The 15,647-nt window shown below is 66.0% G+C and carries 19 protein-coding genes; 8 read left to right on the top strand and 11 right to left on the bottom strand.

What is annotated here, in order from left to right; translation table 11 throughout:
- Positions 1-49: 49 nt before the first annotated feature.
- Complete coding sequence (locus AB7F10_RS07600) at positions 50-337, top strand: hypothetical protein (RefSeq protein ID WP_428558995.1); 288 nt, start codon at positions 50-52, stop codon at positions 335-337.
- A 1-nt stretch (position 338) separates the two neighbouring features.
- On the opposite strand, the gene AB7F10_RS07595 is transcribed toward AB7F10_RS07600, so the two are convergent.
- Positions 339-911, bottom strand: coding sequence for a YcgN family cysteine cluster protein (locus AB7F10_RS07595; RefSeq protein WP_428558998.1), 573 nt, complete (start codon positions 909-911; stop codon positions 339-341).
- A gap of 186 nt (positions 912-1,097) precedes the next feature.
- Between AB7F10_RS07595 and AB7F10_RS07590 the strand changes: the two genes are divergently transcribed.
- The 3 genes from AB7F10_RS07590 to AB7F10_RS07580 all read left to right on the top strand — a co-directional run bounded on the left by AB7F10_RS07590 (position 1,098) and on the right by AB7F10_RS07580 (position 4,503).
- Positions 1,098-3,299: a transglycosylase domain-containing protein gene (locus AB7F10_RS07590; protein ID WP_428560006.1), complete on the top strand. Its 2,202-nt coding sequence runs from the start codon at positions 1,098-1,100 to the stop codon at positions 3,297-3,299.
- A gap of 65 nt (positions 3,300-3,364) precedes the next feature.
- Entirely contained in the window at positions 3,365-3,943 is a 579-nt protein-coding gene (locus AB7F10_RS07585) for a DUF1214 domain-containing protein (RefSeq protein WP_428559000.1), read from the top strand.
- Positions 3,940-4,503: a DUF1254 domain-containing protein gene (locus AB7F10_RS07580; protein WP_428559002.1), complete on the top strand. Its 564-nt coding sequence runs from the start codon at positions 3,940-3,942 to the stop codon at positions 4,501-4,503. The genes AB7F10_RS07585 and AB7F10_RS07580 overlap by 4 nt, the downstream gene beginning before the upstream one ends.
- Before the next feature lie 15 nt (positions 4,504-4,518).
- On the opposite strand, the gene AB7F10_RS07575 is transcribed toward AB7F10_RS07580, so the two are convergent.
- A complete protein-coding gene (locus AB7F10_RS07575) occupies positions 4,519-5,289 on the bottom strand; it encodes a hypothetical protein (protein WP_428559004.1) in 771 nt (256 codons plus the stop codon).
- 10 nt (positions 5,290-5,299) lie between these two features.
- A complete protein-coding gene (locus AB7F10_RS07570; protein ID WP_428559007.1) occupies positions 5,300-5,488 on the bottom strand; it encodes a hypothetical protein in 189 nt (62 codons plus the stop codon).
- Positions 5,489-5,629: 141 nt separating this feature from the next.
- On the opposite strand from AB7F10_RS07570, the gene AB7F10_RS07565 reads away from it, so the two are divergent.
- Complete coding sequence (locus AB7F10_RS07565; RefSeq protein ID WP_428559009.1) at positions 5,630-6,586, top strand: hypothetical protein; 957 nt, start codon at positions 5,630-5,632, stop codon at positions 6,584-6,586.
- Between the two features lie 110 nt (positions 6,587-6,696).
- Here AB7F10_RS07565 and AB7F10_RS07560 read toward each other — a convergent pair whose 3' ends face one another.
- The 3 genes from AB7F10_RS07560 to AB7F10_RS07550 all read right to left on the bottom strand — a co-directional run bounded on the left by AB7F10_RS07560 (position 6,697) and on the right by AB7F10_RS07550 (position 9,434).
- A complete protein-coding gene (locus tag AB7F10_RS07560; protein ID WP_428559012.1) occupies positions 6,697-7,047 on the bottom strand; it encodes a DUF1491 family protein in 351 nt (116 codons plus the stop codon).
- Positions 7,048-7,126: 79 nt separating this feature from the next.
- On the bottom strand, positions 7,127-7,618 hold the full coding sequence (locus tag AB7F10_RS07555) for a peptidoglycan-binding domain-containing protein (RefSeq protein ID WP_428559014.1): 492 nt from the start codon (positions 7,616-7,618) through the stop codon (positions 7,127-7,129).
- The gene (locus tag AB7F10_RS07550) at positions 7,611-9,434 is read right to left on the bottom strand and encodes a PAS domain-containing sensor histidine kinase (protein ID WP_428559016.1); all 1,824 of its coding nucleotides are present in this window, start codon (positions 9,432-9,434) and stop codon (positions 7,611-7,613) included. Before AB7F10_RS07550 ends, AB7F10_RS07555 begins: the two co-directional genes overlap by 8 nt.
- 410 nt (positions 9,435-9,844) lie before the next feature.
- Between AB7F10_RS07550 and AB7F10_RS07545 the strand changes: the two genes are divergently transcribed.
- The gene (locus AB7F10_RS07545) at positions 9,845-10,330 is read left to right on the top strand and encodes a DUF5330 domain-containing protein (protein WP_428559018.1); all 486 of its coding nucleotides are present in this window, start codon (positions 9,845-9,847) and stop codon (positions 10,328-10,330) included.
- A 174-nt stretch (positions 10,331-10,504) separates the two neighbouring features.
- Positions 10,505-10,936: a SufE family protein gene (locus AB7F10_RS07540; protein WP_428559020.1), complete on the top strand. Its 432-nt coding sequence runs from the start codon at positions 10,505-10,507 to the stop codon at positions 10,934-10,936.
- Here the strand turns inward: AB7F10_RS07540 and AB7F10_RS07535 are convergent, their stop codons facing one another.
- The 5 genes from AB7F10_RS07535 to AB7F10_RS07515 all read right to left on the bottom strand — a co-directional run bounded on the left by AB7F10_RS07535 (position 10,937) and on the right by AB7F10_RS07515 (position 14,610).
- Entirely contained in the window at positions 10,937-11,605 is a 669-nt protein-coding gene (locus tag AB7F10_RS07535) for a DUF6456 domain-containing protein (protein WP_428559022.1), read from the bottom strand.
- A 170-nt stretch (positions 11,606-11,775) separates the two neighbouring features.
- Complete coding sequence (gene dcd / locus AB7F10_RS07530) at positions 11,776-12,363, bottom strand: dCTP deaminase (RefSeq protein ID WP_428559024.1); 588 nt, start codon at positions 12,361-12,363, stop codon at positions 11,776-11,778.
- An 11-nt stretch (positions 12,364-12,374) separates the two neighbouring features.
- Positions 12,375-12,650 carry a hypothetical protein gene (locus AB7F10_RS07525; protein ID WP_428559027.1) on the bottom strand — a complete coding sequence of 92 codons (276 nt, stop codon included), beginning with the start codon at positions 12,648-12,650 and terminating at the stop codon, positions 12,375-12,377.
- A 200-nt stretch (positions 12,651-12,850) separates the two neighbouring features.
- Positions 12,851-13,273: a MucR family transcriptional regulator gene (locus tag AB7F10_RS07520; RefSeq protein WP_428559030.1), complete on the bottom strand. Its 423-nt coding sequence runs from the start codon at positions 13,271-13,273 to the stop codon at positions 12,851-12,853.
- Positions 13,274-13,539: 266 nt separating this feature from the next.
- Positions 13,540-14,610 carry a hypothetical protein gene (locus tag AB7F10_RS07515; RefSeq protein WP_428559033.1) on the bottom strand — a complete coding sequence of 357 codons (1,071 nt, stop codon included), beginning with the start codon at positions 14,608-14,610 and terminating at the stop codon, positions 13,540-13,542.
- A 401-nt stretch (positions 14,611-15,011) separates the two neighbouring features.
- Here AB7F10_RS07515 and AB7F10_RS07510 point away from each other — a divergent pair, with 401 nt between their 5' ends.
- Positions 15,012-15,614: a superoxide dismutase gene (locus AB7F10_RS07510; protein WP_428559036.1), complete on the top strand. Its 603-nt coding sequence runs from the start codon at positions 15,012-15,014 to the stop codon at positions 15,612-15,614.
- Positions 15,615-15,647: the final 33 nt, after the last annotated feature.

Below are 15,647 nucleotides of genomic sequence, written 5' to 3'. Positions count from 1 at the left end.
ATCCGGTAGGTCTATTGACCAAATCCAACGGTTGAAATCTTCGCAGACCATGGCCCGTCCGACCCAGCAAGACCTTTTTGGCGAGGAATCGCAGCCCGAACTGTTCAAGCCCGACGAGGCTCCGCCAGCCTATCGGCCCGATCTCGACCAGGTCCGCGCCCGGCTCAATGCCATACTGACTGAAGCCCGCGGCGCGCAAAAGCTGCCGTGGGATGCGGACCGGACACTCCTTTATCAGACGATCTTTCCCCATATGACGGGCTGGCTGCCCGAAGACGAAGGCGCGCAGTTACGCTTTGAGTTCGAGACGGAAATGGATCGTTTGAAAGCCGCCTGATTCACTTCGCTTTGGCCTTCCCACCCCTCGGCACCCGCCCCGGCCACGCGACGATGTGATTCTCGAGCTCCTCGTCAAGCACCTGCGTCTCATCGAGCGTGACGCGGCCGCGCACCGAGGCGCCGGAGATATGCACCGTCTCCGGGTCGCCCGACACCAACGGGTGCCACCAGTACAAGTCCTTGCCCTCGGCGACGAGCTTGTAGGCGCAGGTCGGCGGCAGCCAGACGATGCGGCGCACCCCGCGCGGCGTCAGCTTCACGCAGTCCGGCACCTTGCGCTGGCGGTTCTTGTAGTCGACGCAGCGGCAGGCCTGCGTGTCGAGCAGCTTGCAGCCGACATCGGTGAAATGCGTCTCGCCGGTGTCGATGTCTTCCAGCTTGTTGAGGCAGCAGCGGCCGCAGCCGTCGCACAGGCTCTCCCACTCCCGCTGGCTCATCTGCTCGAGCGTCTTGGTCTTCCAGAACGGGGCGTCGCCCTTGCCCGGCGCAGCCGGCCGCGCCGAGGCGCCCCGGCCGGCGGTTGTCCGCGAGGCAGGCTTTTTGGCGGTTTTCTTCGAATCGGCGGCGTCCATCGGCGGCCTTTTACCGTAATTTCGCCCCGGATTCTGTTCACCTTGGGGACGAAAGCCACAATCCCCGCGTGGCCGGAATCCTGCGGATCGGCTAAAAATCAGACGGTTCGCCACCCTTTTCCGTGAAGGCCTGCGCCCTTGCCCGACCAGAAGCCCAATAGCTGGAAGCCCGCGATCCGCAGGGTGATGCTGGCGTTCGACGCCTGGGTCGATTCCAGCCTGTTCTCCTCGGGTCGTGGCGTGCGCGAACTCTACGAACGCTACGCCACCTTCATGGACCGGTTCCACACCGCCGGCTGGCGTCGCTGGGCGAACGAACTCGTCTCCGAAGGCGCCAATCTCGGCACCGTCGGCGTCATGCTGATGCTGGCGCTGGCGATGCCCGCGTTCCAGCTCACCTCGGACGACGACTGGCTGCGCAAGTCGGATCTCGCCGTCACCTTCCTCGACCGCTACGGCAACGAGGTCGGCACCCGCGGCATCCGTCATAACGACTCGGTGCCGCTCGACCAGTTCCCCGATCATCTCATCAAGGCGGTGCTCGCGACGGAAGACCGCCGCTTCTACGATCACTTCGGCATCGACATTTCCGGCACGCTGCGCGCGCTCGCGACCAACGCGCGCGCCGGCGGCGTCGTGCAGGGCGGCTCCTCGCTGTCGCAGCAGCTCGCCAAGAACCTGTTCCTGTCGAACGAACGCACGCTCGACCGCAAGATCAAGGAAGCCTTCCTCGCACTGTGGCTCGAGGCGCATCTGACCAAGAACGAGATCCTGAAGCTTTATCTCGACCGCGCCTATATGGGCGGCGGCGCTTTCGGCGTCGATGCGGCCTCACAGTATTACTTCAACAAGTCGGCGCGCGACGTGAACCTGTCGGAAGCCGCGATGCTCGCCGGCCTGTTCAAGGCGCCGACCAAATTCGCGCCGCACGTCAATCTGCCCGCCGCGCGCGCGCGCGCCAACGTCGTGCTCGACAATCTGGTCGAAGCCGGCTTCATGACGGAAGGCCAGGTGTTCGGCGCTCGCCGCAACCCCGCTGTCCCGGTCGACCGCCGCGACGAACGCGCGCCGAACTATTATCTCGACTACGCCTTCGACGAGATGAAGAAGATCGTCGACACGCTGCCGAAGTCGATGACCGAGCGTGTCTTCGTCGTGCGCACCGCGCTCGACGTCAATCTCCAGCACGAGGCCGAGAACGCCGTCGAAAACTCGCTGCGCCAGTTCGGCCAGTCCTACAACGCCCATCAGGCCGCCGCGGTGCTGATGGATGTCGACGGCTCGGTGCGCGCGATGGTCGGCGGCCGCGACTACGGCGCGAGCCAGTTCAATCGCGCGACCGACTCGATGCGCCAGCCCGGCTCCTCGTTCAAGCCTTACGTCTACGCCACCGCGCTCCAGCACGGCCTGAAGCCCTCCTCCATCGTGGTCGACGGGCCGATCTGCATCGGCAACTGGTGCCCGCACAACTATTCGGGCGGCTATTCCGGCTCGGTGACGCTGCTCAACGCGCTCACCCGCTCGCTCAACACGGTCGCGGTGCGGCTGTCGGTCATCATCGGCAACGGCAACGCCAAGGCCGGCCGCAACATGATCGTCGCCAATGCGCACAAGATGGGCATCAAGGCGCCGCTGCCCGACACGCCGTCGCTGCCGATCGGCGCCGACGTCGTCAAGATGATCGAGCATGTCGGCGCCTACACCACCTTCCCCAATCTCGGCGTGCCGGCCGCGCCGCACCCGATCCTCGAGGTGCGCACCGGCGACGGCCAGCTGGTCTGGCGGTTCGACCGCGACGGACCGAAGCCCGAGCGGGTGTTCAAGCCGCAGGTCGCGCAGGACATGATCACGATGATGAACAACGTGGTCGAGAACGGCACCGCGCGGCGCGCCCGGCTCGACGGCGTCGCTGCGGCCGGCAAGACCGGCACGACCAACGCATATCGCGACGCTTGGTTCGTCGGCTACACCGGCAACTTCGTCTGCGGCGTCTGGTTCGGCAACGACGACTATCAGTCGACCAACCGCATGACCGGCGGCGCGCTGCCGGCGATGACCTGGCAGCAGATCATGGCCTATGCGCACCAAGGCATCGAGATCAAACAGCTGCCGGGCGTTCCGGTGCCGCCGTCGCGCCAGCAGCCGGCCGTCGCCAGCGCCCGCGGCAAGACCGCCGAGCCGCCGCCGACCCGTCCGGCGATCCTGACCAAGCGCGGCGCCGATATTCTGGTCCGCATCGAAAAGCAGATGGACGACGCCGCGCGCGCCCTGCCGGAAACCAGCTCGCTCACCCCGGTCGAATTGCGCCGCGGCGCTGCCGCTGCGCCCGAGGCGGCGCTCGCCTCCTCGCTCGAAAATCTGCCGATGGCCCGGCCCGCCCGAAACTGATACTGCTTCGCCGCGACGGGCTGAAACGACGGCCCGCGCCGGTTTCATAACGCCTCGGTTCCTCTGTGCGGCTGCTCACCGGATCACTGCTGGCCTTTCTGATCGCCACGCTTGTCGGCCTTGGCGCGACCTATCTCGCGCTCACGCGCGGCGCGGCCTTCGGCGCGCTGACGATCGGAAGCTGGACCGCGTTCCCCAAGACCGGCACCATCGACGCCGATCCTTACGCCCGCGCCGCGATCGCGCGCACCGGCCGGCTCGTCACCGGCGTCGGCGACGGCGTGTCCTTCACCGCCGATCACGATGACAAGGGCAAGCCGCTCGACGGCCGCTGCGACGTCACGGTGTCCGGCATCACGCCGCAGGCGCGGTTCTGGACGCTGACGCTCTACAGCACGAGTGGCAGCCTCGCCGCCAATTCGCTCAACCGGCCCGGCTTCACCAGCCAGGAAATCGTGCGCCACGCCGACGGCACCTTCGAAATCGCGGTGACGCCGCGCGCCCATGCCGGCAACTGGCTGCCGACCGGCGGCATCGAGCGCTATGTGCTCGTGCTGCAGCTTTACGACACGCCCGTCGGCGTATCGACCAAGGCCGGCCGCGAAGTGCCGATGCCCGCGATCGCGACCGGGGATTGCCGATGATCCGCTGGCTGATGATCCTGCTGGTCGGCCTGGTGCTCGGCGCCATCGTGCATCTGTCGACGATCATCCTGCTGCCGCTGACCGCGACGCGCGACGCCTATGCGCGGCTGACGCCGCTTGCGCCGGTCAACACCATGACGGTGTTGCCGGAGAACGCAGCCAGCGAAGCCCTGATGCCGTTCATGGACCCGGCCTTCGCAAGCGCCGTGTGCCGTTACGATCTGTCGAACGGACCGCTGAAGTTCGTCGCCCCGGTCAGCCTCGCCTATACCTCGGTGACGTTCTACACGCGCCGCGACATCGCCTATTACGCGATCAACGACCGCGCCGCCGGCCGCCGCACCATCGAACTCGAATTGATGACGACCGACCAGCGCGCCGAATTGCCGGAGGACGAGGACATCACATCGGCCGACCGGCTGATCGTGGAATCTCCGACCACCACAGGCCTGATCGCGCTGCGCGCGCTCGCGCCCGAGCCGGGCCTGATGCCGGCGGTGCGCGCCACGGTCGGAACCGCGCGCTGCGCGCCGGAGCCGCGGACGCAGCCCTCGCGCTGATTTAGCCTTCGGGATTTACCGGATGGCCGCGACGCGCTCGGTCTTCGAGACCGGCGGCGGACCGATGCGATAGCGGCCGACCTCGACCTCGCATTGTCCGATCAGGCGGTCGGCTTCGGCGGCCTGCGGCGATGGCGTTGCGATCACCAGACGACCCAGCGTGAAGCGGTAAGCGGCGCAGCGCTGCACCAGCGAGGTTTGCGTCCATCGCACGATCGCCGCGTTTTCCCGGATTCGCCGCAGCGCGTTGCCGCGCTCCGCCGGTGACAGGCCCTGCACATAGGCCATCGCCTGCTGCCGTTTGATGTCGATGCTGAGCACCCGGCCCGCGACGTCGAAGAACGGCGGCATCCTCGTGATGTCGTTGCGCACGTCCTCGATCAACTTGCCGTAACGGCCCGCCGGCGAGCGATAGCGCGGCGACAGGATGCTGTTGGCATACTGCACCGGCGTCATGCCGACGCGATAGGCGGCGGCGTTGTGGCCGTATTCGTTGAGCACGCTGTACCACTGCTTGCGGTCGTAAGGCGGCTCGATCAGCGGGTAGCCGAGATCGCGCAGCAGGCGCTCGTCGTCGGTTAGTTCGAATTGCGAGGCCGGCTTGCCGGTTGCGGCCGGCGACATCCAGTCATGGATGCCGTCGCTCACCAGCATCGGCCGCACCTCGCCGAAATCGCCCTGCGTGCTGCAAGCGCCGAGAAGGCCGGCAAACAACATCGCCGCCGCGATAGCGGCGACGCGATTGGCCCGACGCAGGCGGCGACCGCTCGGGCGACAATCCGTCATGGAATTCCGTTCAGCGCGAAGCGCGGCGGCGGCGGCGTTTGCCGTTGCGCTGTTGCGGCTTCTGTTCGCCGGTGTCGCCCGCACCACGCTCGATGCGGATCACCGGAAGGATGATCACGGTCGCCGGTTCACTGCTCGCGTCGATGTATCGGCCGCGCGCCGAACCCGCGTCTTCGGGAAAGCGAATCACTTCACCCATATGCAGTCCCCCTCGATCCGGCCTGACGCAGGACACCCTTGTCGATCGGCCGAACCGTAGCCTCGGGACGATTAAAGCGTTCGCAAGGTTAACGGCCTGTTAAAGCGAAACGTCTAATATTGAGGGTGAAAGGTTCCGCGTATGAGCGTCCCCAAACTCCCCGCCTCCGTCTGTCTCGACAACCTCGTCGATCTTGCTTCGCGCACCGGCATCGATGTGCGCCAGACGCTGCTGCGCGTCCTGACCGACCTCTACATCCAGAAACCGACCCATTCGCCGGCCGAGGCCGCGCAGTTCGTCGAGCTGGCGAGCCACCTGATCGAGGTGGTCGATCCCTCGACCCGCAGCCTGGTCGCCGCGCGGCTTGCCGCCTATCCGGCCGCGCCTGCCGTCCTGCTACAGCGGCTCGTCGATTTCGGCGCGCTGCCGCACCTGCCGGAGCTCTCCGGTCCGGTCATGCCCGCCGCCGCCCGACCGGCCGTGGAAGCCGCCGTCGCGCCGGCGGTCCAGGCAAAGCCCGCGCCGGCCGCCAATGAACTCGCGGTGATGTTCTTCAAGGCCGCGCCGGACGAGCGCCGCTCGATCCTGCTCCATCTCGGCGAGCGCAAGGCGGCCGCCGCCTTCGTCGCGCGGCCCGATGCCGGCGACGTCGCACGCCGGCTCGAAGCCGCCGCGCTTCAGCGCAACGCCCGCGAGTTCGCGAGCGTCATCGAGCGCGGATTGTCGATCGGCGTCTCGGTTGCCGAAATGATCACCAACGACGCGACCGGCGAGCCGATCGTCGTCGTGGCCAAGGCGCTCGGCATGCGCAGCGAGACGCTGCAGCGCGTCCTGATGTTCCTCAATCCCAAGATCGGCCAGTCGGCGGAAACCGTGTACCGGCTCAACACGCTGTTCCACGACATCGGCGCCGGCGCTTGCGCGCATCTCGTGGACAGCTTCCGCGATGCCGGCCAGCGCCGCGCCGCCGCGCACCAGCCGCAATACTACGACGACGAAACCTCGTCGGCACGCACCAGCGCCACACCCGGCCAGCGTCAGGCTCCGGTCCGCCGTGGTGCGCCGCTCACCGAGCGGTTTCGCGGCACGGGGCGCTGAGCCAACATCAAACTCCGCTCATTCCCGCGAAAGCGAGAATCCATGCCAAAATTTCGGACTTCGATCTGTTGCATGGATCCCCGCTTTCGCGGGGATGAACGGAACAAAAGTTACCCCGTCACCAAGTCCAAGAAGTTCCGCCCTGCGCGGTCCTCGGTCTCGATAATCCAGACGTCGGGATCGAATTTCATTTCCTTGACGAGATAGGCCTCGCAGTCGGCCTCCGGCGCGGGCGCGTCACGCCCGACGCAGACGATGAAGGCGCGGTCGCCGGGCCGGTCGTCGTCGAACGCGGTCTGAGGCGCTGGACCGTACAGCGTCGCGGTGCCGTCGAGACGGCTGACCTTGATGAAGATCGCGCCCGCTTCCTCCGCGCCTCGGCGGCGCACCGCTGCGAACACGCCCTCGATGTTGCAGCGGCGCACATAGGCGGAGACCCAGATCGCTGACTTCAGACGCATCGTCTCATCCGCTCCCGAACAAGCAAAAGGCCGCGTAACCGACGCGGCCTTTATCATATTTGCGGTTGCCGATGAACGCTCAGTTCAGCGAGGCCCCGGTCATGGTGGCGAGCGCCTTGACCAGCCGGTCGGACACCTGACCGGTCACCGGCATTTTCTGCTGGCGCTCGAAGCGCATGATGGCGTCGCGCGTTTCCGGGCCGTAAAGCCCGTCGGGCCGGATCTGGCCATAGCCGAAATCCGACAGCGCACGCTGGATCGCCATCAGCTGTTTCGACGGCGCGATCAGCGCCGCGATCGGATCGTTGCGCGACGGCGGCAGCGCGACCGGCACGATGCCGCCAGCGGGCATCGCGGCCGGTGGCGCGACGATGGCTGCACCCTTGCGCGTCGAGAACAGCGGCGCGGGGTGCGGCCCCGCCTGCATGAACAGCGCATTGACGAGAATCCAGAGCGTCGCGCCGCTTGCGACCAGCAACGCGACGCTCTCGCGCGGATTGCGCGCGATGAACCCGGATTCGCGGCTGCCGTCAATGGCAATCGCGCGTGACTTCTGTTGACGCCTAAGCACTTTTCTTCACCTGTTCGGTCGTTTCGGGCCGGTCGATTGCCGCCGGCGTTTCTGTGACGGCGGTTCGCCGCGCAAAATGGATCGGGCTCGCGGCAGCCTGCCGGCCCTCGGCGACCAGCGGCAGCCGGACCGAGACGCTGGTGCCCTCGCCGAGCTTGCTCTTGATCTCCATGCGGCCACCGTGCAGCCGCACCAAGCCCTTCACAATGGACAGGCCGAGGCCGGTGCCGTCGTGGCGGCGGTCGTAGGACGCGCGCGCCTGGAAGAACGCCTCGCCGAGCCGCGGCAGGTCGTCCTCGCCGATGCCGACGCCGGTGTCCGTCACCATGATCAGCAGGTCGTGACCGTCGCGGCGCGCGCTGACCGTCACCGCGCCGCCGCGTTCGGTGAACTTGACGGCGTTGGAGATGAGATTGATGAGGATCTGGTTGAGCGCGCGGCGGTCGGCCTGCAGTTCGGGCAGGTCGCTGGCGAGCGCGGTGCGGAGCGCGATGCCGGCCTCCTGCGCCTTCAGCGCGAGAATGTCGCAGCAGCTCACGATGGCCGGCCCCGGCGCAAACGGCTCCGGCGTGATCTCGAAGGAGCCGGCTTCCATCTTCGACATGTCGAGGATGCCGTTGACGACCGACAAAAGATGCCGGCCGGATTCGTTGATGAGCCGCGCATATTCGTGGCGGCGTTCCGGCTCGAGCACGATCGCGCTGTCGGTCATCATTTCGGAGAAGCCGATGATGGCGTTGAGCGGCGTGCGCAATTCGTGGCTCATGGTGGCGAGGAAGCGGCTCTTGCCGGCATGAGCCCGTTCGGCCTCAGTGCGCGCCTCCTCGAGCGCGGCCTCCTGCGCCTTGCGCTCGCTGACGTCGCGCAGCACCGCGACGACCTCGCGCTGCTCGTGGTCCGCCGCGGCGCCGGCCGCATCGAGCGGACGGCAGCGCATTTCCAGCCACATGTAATCGGCGCCGCCGTCACGGCGCACGCGGAATTCGACCGAGGAGGATTCGCCGTTCGCCGCCGCGGCCGACAGCGCGGACAGATAAGCCGGCCGGTCGGCGACGTGAACGCGGTCGAACAGGCCGTGGCCGGCGAGATCGTCGGGGCTCGCGCCGAACAGCGTTTCCGCCGCCGGCGAGGCAAACAGCACGACGCCGCCGCGGCCATGCCGCGTGATCACGTCGGTCATGTTGCGCGCGAGCAGGCGGTAGCGGTCTTCCTCCGCATAGAGCAGCCAGAAACTGGTGCGCGCGAGCGATTCAGCGCCGAGCGCGAGGCCGGTCGCGTAGAGCGCGGCCGAGGTGATGCCGAGCGCGGCGAGCGCGCCGGCTTCGCTGGCCTCCGCTGCCGGCGGCGGCAGCAGGCTTGTCGCGCTCAGGACCAGCAGCAGGCCGGCGGCGACCAGCGCGATCGTCGAAGCGAGCGCCACCACGCGGCGCGAGGCCGACAACGCGGCTTCGAGCGGCACCACCACCAGCCAGATCGCCGCGAACGAGGCGATGCCGCCGGTCTGCCAGGCGACCACCGTGACGAGGCCGGTCAGCGCCAGCGCCGAGAGAACATGCGCGCGCTCATACCGGCCGGTGCGCGACAGGAAATAGGAGATGGTGATCGGCGCGACCAGCCAGGCGAACACGCCGACCTCGAGCGCGCTCGGCATGCCGCGGAAGAACAGATAGATCGGGAAGGTCGCGAGCGCCGCGAAGCTGCCGAGCAGACGCGGCGCGATGAAGGCGCGGTGACGGGCGGCGGTCAGCGCGTCGCGCTGCGCGCTCGGATGCACGAGCCCGTCGACGTAAGACCACACCGGCGTGAATACGCTCACCGTCCCTGTCCGCGCCCGGTTTGAAACACCCGGCGCGCCCCTTCTTTGTGGGCGGCACTCTAGGTTCGCCCGCTTAAAGGAAAACTGAATCGCGCCGCCTGCGCGCCCCAGTTGCGCCGATTCTGCGGGCTTTACGGCCGCCATTCATCGGGGATGGTGAAGTTTGTGTTGCGCCCACATGGTGAACGCTTGGTTGCCGCGCCCGCGCAGCGCCGCGGAAAACCGCGCGGTCTCACGGCTTCCGCGAGATCGTTCAAATTTTAGACAAATGCCGATGTTTCAAACTTTACGAAAATTCGCCGCGCATTTTCGGCAAATCCTCGCGTGGCCCACAACGACGCCTTCAGGCGCATCTGCTAGTTTTGTTTCAAAGGCGGCGCAAAGCTGCCGGGGACAAGATGGGTAGGGTCATGTTTTTCTTGCTGCGAATGGCGTTCTGGCTGTGCGTCGTTTGCGTCCTGCTGCCGGGCAGCGGGCCGAAGACCACCGAGGCCAGGATCGACCCGGCGACTGCGGTCACCGCCGCGAGCGCCGCCGTCACCGACATGCGCGGGTTCTGCGACCGCCAACCGGACGCCTGCGTCGCCGGTGGCAAGATCGCCGTCGCGCTCGGCCACAAGGCGGAAGCCGGCGCCCGCACCATCATCGAATTCGTCACCAACCGCATGAGCGATGGCGCGGAGCCCGCGAGCGTGCCGGGTGCGCCGGCGACCGTTCCGGCCGACCGCTCGCTGACCACGGCCTCGACCTCGGCACGGCCAGCGCGCGCCATGAAGCCGGTGCCGGTCGCCGAGCGCGGCACGCTGACGGCGAGCGACCTGAGCGCGCCGTGGCACGGGCCGGCGCAGGCACATGTCCCGCTGCCGCCGCGCCGCGCCGCGCGCCCGTCGGTCTGATCCACCTTCAGACGTCATTGCGGGGCCGACCGACAGGTCGGAACCCGGATTCCAGCAACACGCATCGGGATTACATCTGGATTCCGGGCCGCCCTGCGGACCGTCCCGGAACGACCATCAGCAGCTTAAGCAAAGTCTGTGGCGCCGCCGCGCGAAGTGCCTATATTGCCGGCGATGACGAGTTTCGAAGACATCGCCGCCAATTTCGAGCTGCTCGACGAGTGGGACGACCGCTACCGCTACGTCATCGAGCTTGGCCGCATGCTGCCGGACTTTCCGGACAGCCAGCGCAACGAAGCCAATAAAGTGCGCGGCTGCGCCAGCCAGGTCTGGCTCGTCACGCATGTCGCGCCGGACGGCGCGGCGGGGCCGTCGCTGTCCTTCGAGGGCGACAGCGACGCGCATATCGTGCGCGGGCTGATCGCCATCCTGTTTGCGCTTTACTCCGGCAAGCCGGCGAAACAGATCCTCGATACCGACGCGCTCGCGGCGTTCGACCGCATGGGCCTGCGCGAAAACCTGACGCCGCAGCGCTCGAACGGGCTGCGCTCGATGGTCGAGCGCATCCAGGCCGACGCCCGCGCGGCGCTGCAGCCGGCCGCCTAGCTACACCGAATCCACGGAAAGTTCCGCGCCCGGCGCGAGCCAGGTGCGCACCTCGGCGTGCGCCGCGCCACGCGCGACGGACAGAAAGCCGTAATGCCGCGCGAGACGGTCGAGCGCCAGTTGCAGCACGATTTTGGCGGAGCGCGCCGGCCATCCGCGCTCGCGCTCGATGTCCTCGAGACCTTTCAGAAAACAGCAGACGTCGACCAGCAGCCCGGCGAATTCCGGCCCGGCGGCGTCGAGCGCCTGGCGCACGCGCTGGCGCGCCGCGATCATCACGTCGGTGAAGTGGCCCGCGCCAGCGCCGCCACGGCCGTTCGCCACCGGGTTCGTCCAGTTCGAGGTGGTGCGCGGCATCATGTGGGCGCGGGTGAAATCGGCGCGCAGCCGTTCGCCGGCCTGCAACTGATGCGTCTCGATCAGCGCGCGGCCGTCGCGGCCGCGGCGGCGCGCCAGCCAGGCCAGCGGGCTTTCGGCCTCGTCGACCGTCACGGTGGCGCGGCCGAATTCGGTATCGATCACGCGCTCGGCGGCGCGCAGATGCCGCGCGCGCTGCGGGTTGATCTCCGGGCGCGGCGGCAGTGGCAACGCAGCGGATTTGTTCGACCGTTCCGACGCCGCTTTCGGCATCAGCATTCCCGGCGCAACGCGCCTCTCCACACCCGACATCGGCAACCTCCTTGCGAATTAGGATTATTTACCTAATTCGAAGGCCGATTGCTAGCCGCCCGTCATCGCGCAGGATGCACCCGCTAGCCTATTGCCAAAACTAATGAAATTGTCGCGGGACTACTTCTGGTACGCGCAGTTGTCCACAAGAATAGGACTATTATCCGAAATCACCCTCGGGGCAGGGCCGCACTTTGATTTTGGAATATGTCGCCGGACCGCGATCCGTAAGCCGCAGCTTCGGCAAGTTCGCTGCTCAACTGAAAGAACGTCAATTGGCAAGGCATGTCGAGAAGTGGCGTGAGTTCGATTTTTAAAGGCCCGCTGTTTCTAATCTCAAGCGTGATCTGACCATTCCATCCAGGCTGAATCCATGGGGCAGTCTGATGCATAGACAATCCAACGCGCGCGTAAGTGCTGCGCCCCTCGACCATTGCGATGAGATTGCGTGGCATCCAAATTCGTTCGTAAGTCAGCGCAAGAATAAACTCATTCGGCTCTAAAACAAATGTCTCTCGCTTACCGAAGGTATCCTGAGTATTAAGCGTCCTTTGCTGCCAAAGGCCTGATTCTGCGATTGTCCCTATTCCCTGCGCCATCGAAACGGTTAAGCCGTCAGCTTTTTTCAGCTTGGTAAAATCAAGACCAAGACGAAGGTCTACGGACGCTTCGCCCCACTGACGATCTTCAAGCGGCGGATCAAACTTTACTTCGCCGCGATCAACAGCCGCTTGTATTTCGGGCCGAGAAAGTATCATTCCCCATTTGGCTAAGCTGCCATCGCCAAACGCTTTGGCACGCTGGCCACCCCATTCGTTGTGAAAAACGATCCCTGAATAAGCACTTCCAATTCTTCGCCGCGAACAGCGCGCACCTCCGCACGTACCATCCACTCGCCTCGCTTGGCCTCTTTAAGTTCAGATTCACGAACAAACCCAGAAATCAACCCATGAACTGTTTCGATCGTGACAACACGCTCTTCTGAAAAGGGACCAGGCTGCACTTGGCACCCAACACCAATGATGTCGCCAACATCTATCGCCATTGAAATATCCCCAAATTCAGCCGAATTTCCGATTCGGAACCTATCAACAGTGGTGCGACCCGCATGGTTAACGCGAGGTTTAAGAATATGAACATACAGGGAACAATATGGAGATGTCACGGCTTGAACAAGCGCGTTTTTGTTATGGCAGCCTCAATCAAATGGCAGGGTGCCAACCGGCTGCACTTCAACTTTCTCGCCTACTTCCCGCCCCGCCTTCTGCGCTGCTGGCCCAGCCCCATCTGCTTGGCGAGTTCCGAGCGCGCCGCCGCGTAGTTCGGCGCCACCATCGGATAGTCGGCCGGCAGGTTCCATTTCTCGCGGTACTGCTCCGGCGTCATGTTGTACTGCGTGCGCAGGTGACGCTTGAGCGACTTGAACTTCTTCCCGTCCTCGAGACAGACGATGTATTCCGGCGTGATCGACTTCTTCACCGATACCGCGGGCTTCAGCGTCTCGTTGCCGGTTTCGACGCCGCCGGCGTTCACGCGCGTCAGCGCCGCGTGCACCTGATTGATCAGCGCCGGGATGTCGGTGGCCGACACCGTGTTGTTGCTGACATAGGCCGAGACGATCTCGGCGGTCAGCTCGATGAAATTGCTGGTCGCGGTCGTGTCGCTCATGGGTCGGTTCGCCGGTGTCCGGTCCTCTGAAGGCCTGCTGAGAGACGAAAGCAACGCGATATTGAAAGCTCTAGACGCCGGGATTTTTACTGGCCGATTCGTATTCTGCAAGAATAATTGACGATTTGGGGGCCGCCAATTCTGTAAAAGGACGTCCTTTTTCTTGGCCGGCCGCAATAGCCGATCTGCCGGCTAAATGCGCGCACCAAGCAAAACGGCCGCCCGGAGAGCCGGACGGCCGTCAGCCTCGAGAGCGTGATCCGCGGCTAACCGCCGCTCTTTTCCAGGTGCTCGCGCAGCGCGTTGATCGAGGCAAAGCGCAGCGTGCCGTCCGGCAATTCGGCTTCGATCGAGCCGTCGACATAAAGCGTATAGGCCATGCCATCGACCACGCCGGACTTCAGCACCGCGGCGGCATGCATTTCCTCACCGGCGGGCTTGGCCGGTTCGGGCAGCGGCGGCGGAGCGGCCTTTGGCGGTTCGAATTTGGGCGGTTCGAACTTGGGTGGCTCGAACTTGGGCGGCTCGAATTTCGGCGCTTCGGATTTCGACGGCGCCATCGGCGGCGGCGGCACATCGGCCGGCGCCTCGAACCGCGGCACCGGACGGAACTCGGACGTCTCGTCGTCGCCCTCGGGCGCCGCGCCCGGTTTGGCGTCGCCGCCCCAGACGGTGTCGAAATAGTTCGGCTGCGGCGGCCGCATCGCCGGCGCGGGGCGCGGCGGCGGTGGCGGCGGCATCTGCGGCGCGGCCGGCTTCGCAAAGGTCGAGGGCAGCGGCGGCGGCGGCGGCAGGTTCATCTCCGGCGCCGGCGCGGCACGCTCGGAGGCAGGCTTCACCGCGGGCTTGCGGGCCGGCGGCTCGTCGCGTCCGTCGAGGCCGAGATCCGGATTGCGCAGCGACGGCGCGAGGCTCGGCGAGAGCGAGGTGTCGGAGGCGTGCTCGTCCGCCGGGATCGACGCCGGCATTGTCGGCAACGGCGGCGGCGCGACCGGCGCGCGCACTTCGGCAACCGGCGGCACGTTGGCTTTCGGCCGGCTCGGAAACGGAATACGCCCCTCGCCGCCAGCCGGCGCGGCTGACGCCGGGCGTTCGAACGCATCGGCGCCGCGCGCATCGCGCACGGGCCCGCGCGCCGCCATCAGGTCGGTCAGGCGCGTCAGGCGCGCCACCGCGGCGGCAAGACCGAACAGCACGAGCCCCACGGAGAACACCACGCTGCCGGACATGATCAGCGTGTTGCCGATGCCGAATTCCTTGATCGGAATCCCGAAGCCGACCAGCGCTGCGCCAACCATGACGGCGAGGCCGCCCAACACATACAAAACCACCGACATCAAACGTCCCCAGTTGCGGGCCGCTGTCCGGCTAGCCCCTTGACCTTGCGGGAATTTCTACCGGAGCCACTCTCGCCTGCAAGAATTAATATTTGATTTGTCATATTCTCGGCACCTTGCGCGCCGACAGTTGCCTTCCGCCGAACCCGTTCCGGAACCAAGAGAATTTGCCGCACCGGGGCGCGGCCTGCGGTCCGCGAGGTTCCCCGCGGCAAGGCCGGCAACGCGCCGGATGGCGCAAAAACGACGCATCTGCCGGACGGCGCGAAACGATATGCGCCGGATGGCGCGGAAGTCATTGCCGAGGCGCAGCCACCGGCCTAATGAAATGCATTCATTGCGGTTTTCCGGCGCAGACCGGACGCCGCCCGGAGTTTCATAACGTGCGCGAGGAGAACGTCATGTCGTTCAAGCTGCCCGATCTGCCTTATTCCCACGATGCGCTGGCGCCCTACATGTCGCGCGAGACGCTCGAATATCACCACGACAAGCATCACCTCGCCTACGTCAACAACGGCAACAACGCCCTCAAGGGCACCGAGTGGGAAGGCAAGTCGCTGGAAGAGATCGTCAAGGGCTCGTTCGGCAAGAACCCGGCCGTCTTCAACAATGCCGGTCAGCACTACAACCACCTGCATTTCTGGAACTGGATGAAGCCGAACGGCGGCGGCGACAAGCTGCCGGGCGCGCTCGAAAAGGCGATCGCCTCGGATCTCGGCTCGGTCGCCAAGATGAAGGAAGACTTCGCCCAGGCCGGCGCAACCCAGTTCGGTTCTGGCTGGTGCTGGCTCGCGGTCAAGGGCGGCAAGATCGTCGTCGACAAGACGCCGAACGGCGAGAGCCCGCTGGTCAAGGGCGCGACCCCGATCCTCGGCTGCGACGTGTGGGAGCACTCCTACTACATCGACTATCGCAACCGCCGTCCCGACTACCTGAAGGCCTTCCTCGACCATCTGGTCAACTGGGACTACGTCGCCGAACTCTACGCCGCCGCGACCAAGTAACCGGTCCGGCAAGCGATCAAGGACGACAGCGCG

Origin of the sequence: Pseudolabrys sp., from assembly GCF_050250095.1 — a bacterium.
Taxonomy (GTDB): Bacteria; Pseudomonadota; Alphaproteobacteria; order Rhizobiales; family Xanthobacteraceae; genus Pseudolabrys.
This window is presented reverse-complemented; position numbering and strand designations above follow the sequence as displayed.

Coding starts and splice junctions, on each gene's coding strand:
- AB7F10_RS07520 (WP_428559030.1), bottom strand. CDS start 13,273: ATGAGCGACACGACCGCGACCAGCAATTTCATCGAGCTGACCGCCGAG.
- AB7F10_RS07545 (WP_428559018.1), top strand. CDS start 9,845: ATGTTTTTCTTGCTGCGAATGGCGTTCTGGCTGTGCGTCGTTTGCGTC.
- AB7F10_RS07525 (WP_428559027.1), bottom strand. CDS start 12,650: ATGGCGATAGATGTTGGCGACATCATTGGTGTTGGGTGCCAAGTGCAG.
- AB7F10_RS07510 (WP_428559036.1), top strand. CDS start 15,012: ATGTCGTTCAAGCTGCCCGATCTGCCTTATTCCCACGATGCGCTGGCG.
- AB7F10_RS07590 (WP_428560006.1), top strand. CDS start 1,098: ATGCTGGCGTTCGACGCCTGGGTCGATTCCAGCCTGTTCTCCTCGGGT.
- AB7F10_RS07535 (WP_428559022.1), bottom strand. CDS start 11,605: ATGTCGGGTGTGGAGAGGCGCGTTGCGCCGGGAATGCTGATGCCGAAA.
- AB7F10_RS07570 (WP_428559007.1), bottom strand. CDS start 5,488: ATGGGTGAAGTGATTCGCTTTCCCGAAGACGCGGGTTCGGCGCGCGGC.
- AB7F10_RS07600 (WP_428558995.1), top strand. CDS start 50: ATGGCCCGTCCGACCCAGCAAGACCTTTTTGGCGAGGAATCGCAGCCC.
- AB7F10_RS07560 (WP_428559012.1), bottom strand. CDS start 7,047: ATGCGTCTGAAGTCAGCGATCTGGGTCTCCGCCTATGTGCGCCGCTGC.
- AB7F10_RS07515 (WP_428559033.1), bottom strand. CDS start 14,610: ATGTCGGTGGTTTTGTATGTGTTGGGCGGCCTCGCCGTCATGGTTGGC.
- dcd (WP_428559024.1), bottom strand. CDS start 12,363: ATGATACTTTCTCGGCCCGAAATACAAGCGGCTGTTGATCGCGGCGAA.
- AB7F10_RS07575 (WP_428559004.1), bottom strand. CDS start 5,289: ATGACGGATTGTCGCCCGAGCGGTCGCCGCCTGCGTCGGGCCAATCGC.
- AB7F10_RS07580 (WP_428559002.1), top strand. CDS start 3,940: ATGATCCGCTGGCTGATGATCCTGCTGGTCGGCCTGGTGCTCGGCGCC.
- AB7F10_RS07565 (WP_428559009.1), top strand. CDS start 5,630: ATGAGCGTCCCCAAACTCCCCGCCTCCGTCTGTCTCGACAACCTCGTC.
- AB7F10_RS07595 (WP_428558998.1), bottom strand. CDS start 911: ATGGACGCCGCCGATTCGAAGAAAACCGCCAAAAAGCCTGCCTCGCGG.
- AB7F10_RS07540 (WP_428559020.1), top strand. CDS start 10,505: ATGACGAGTTTCGAAGACATCGCCGCCAATTTCGAGCTGCTCGACGAG.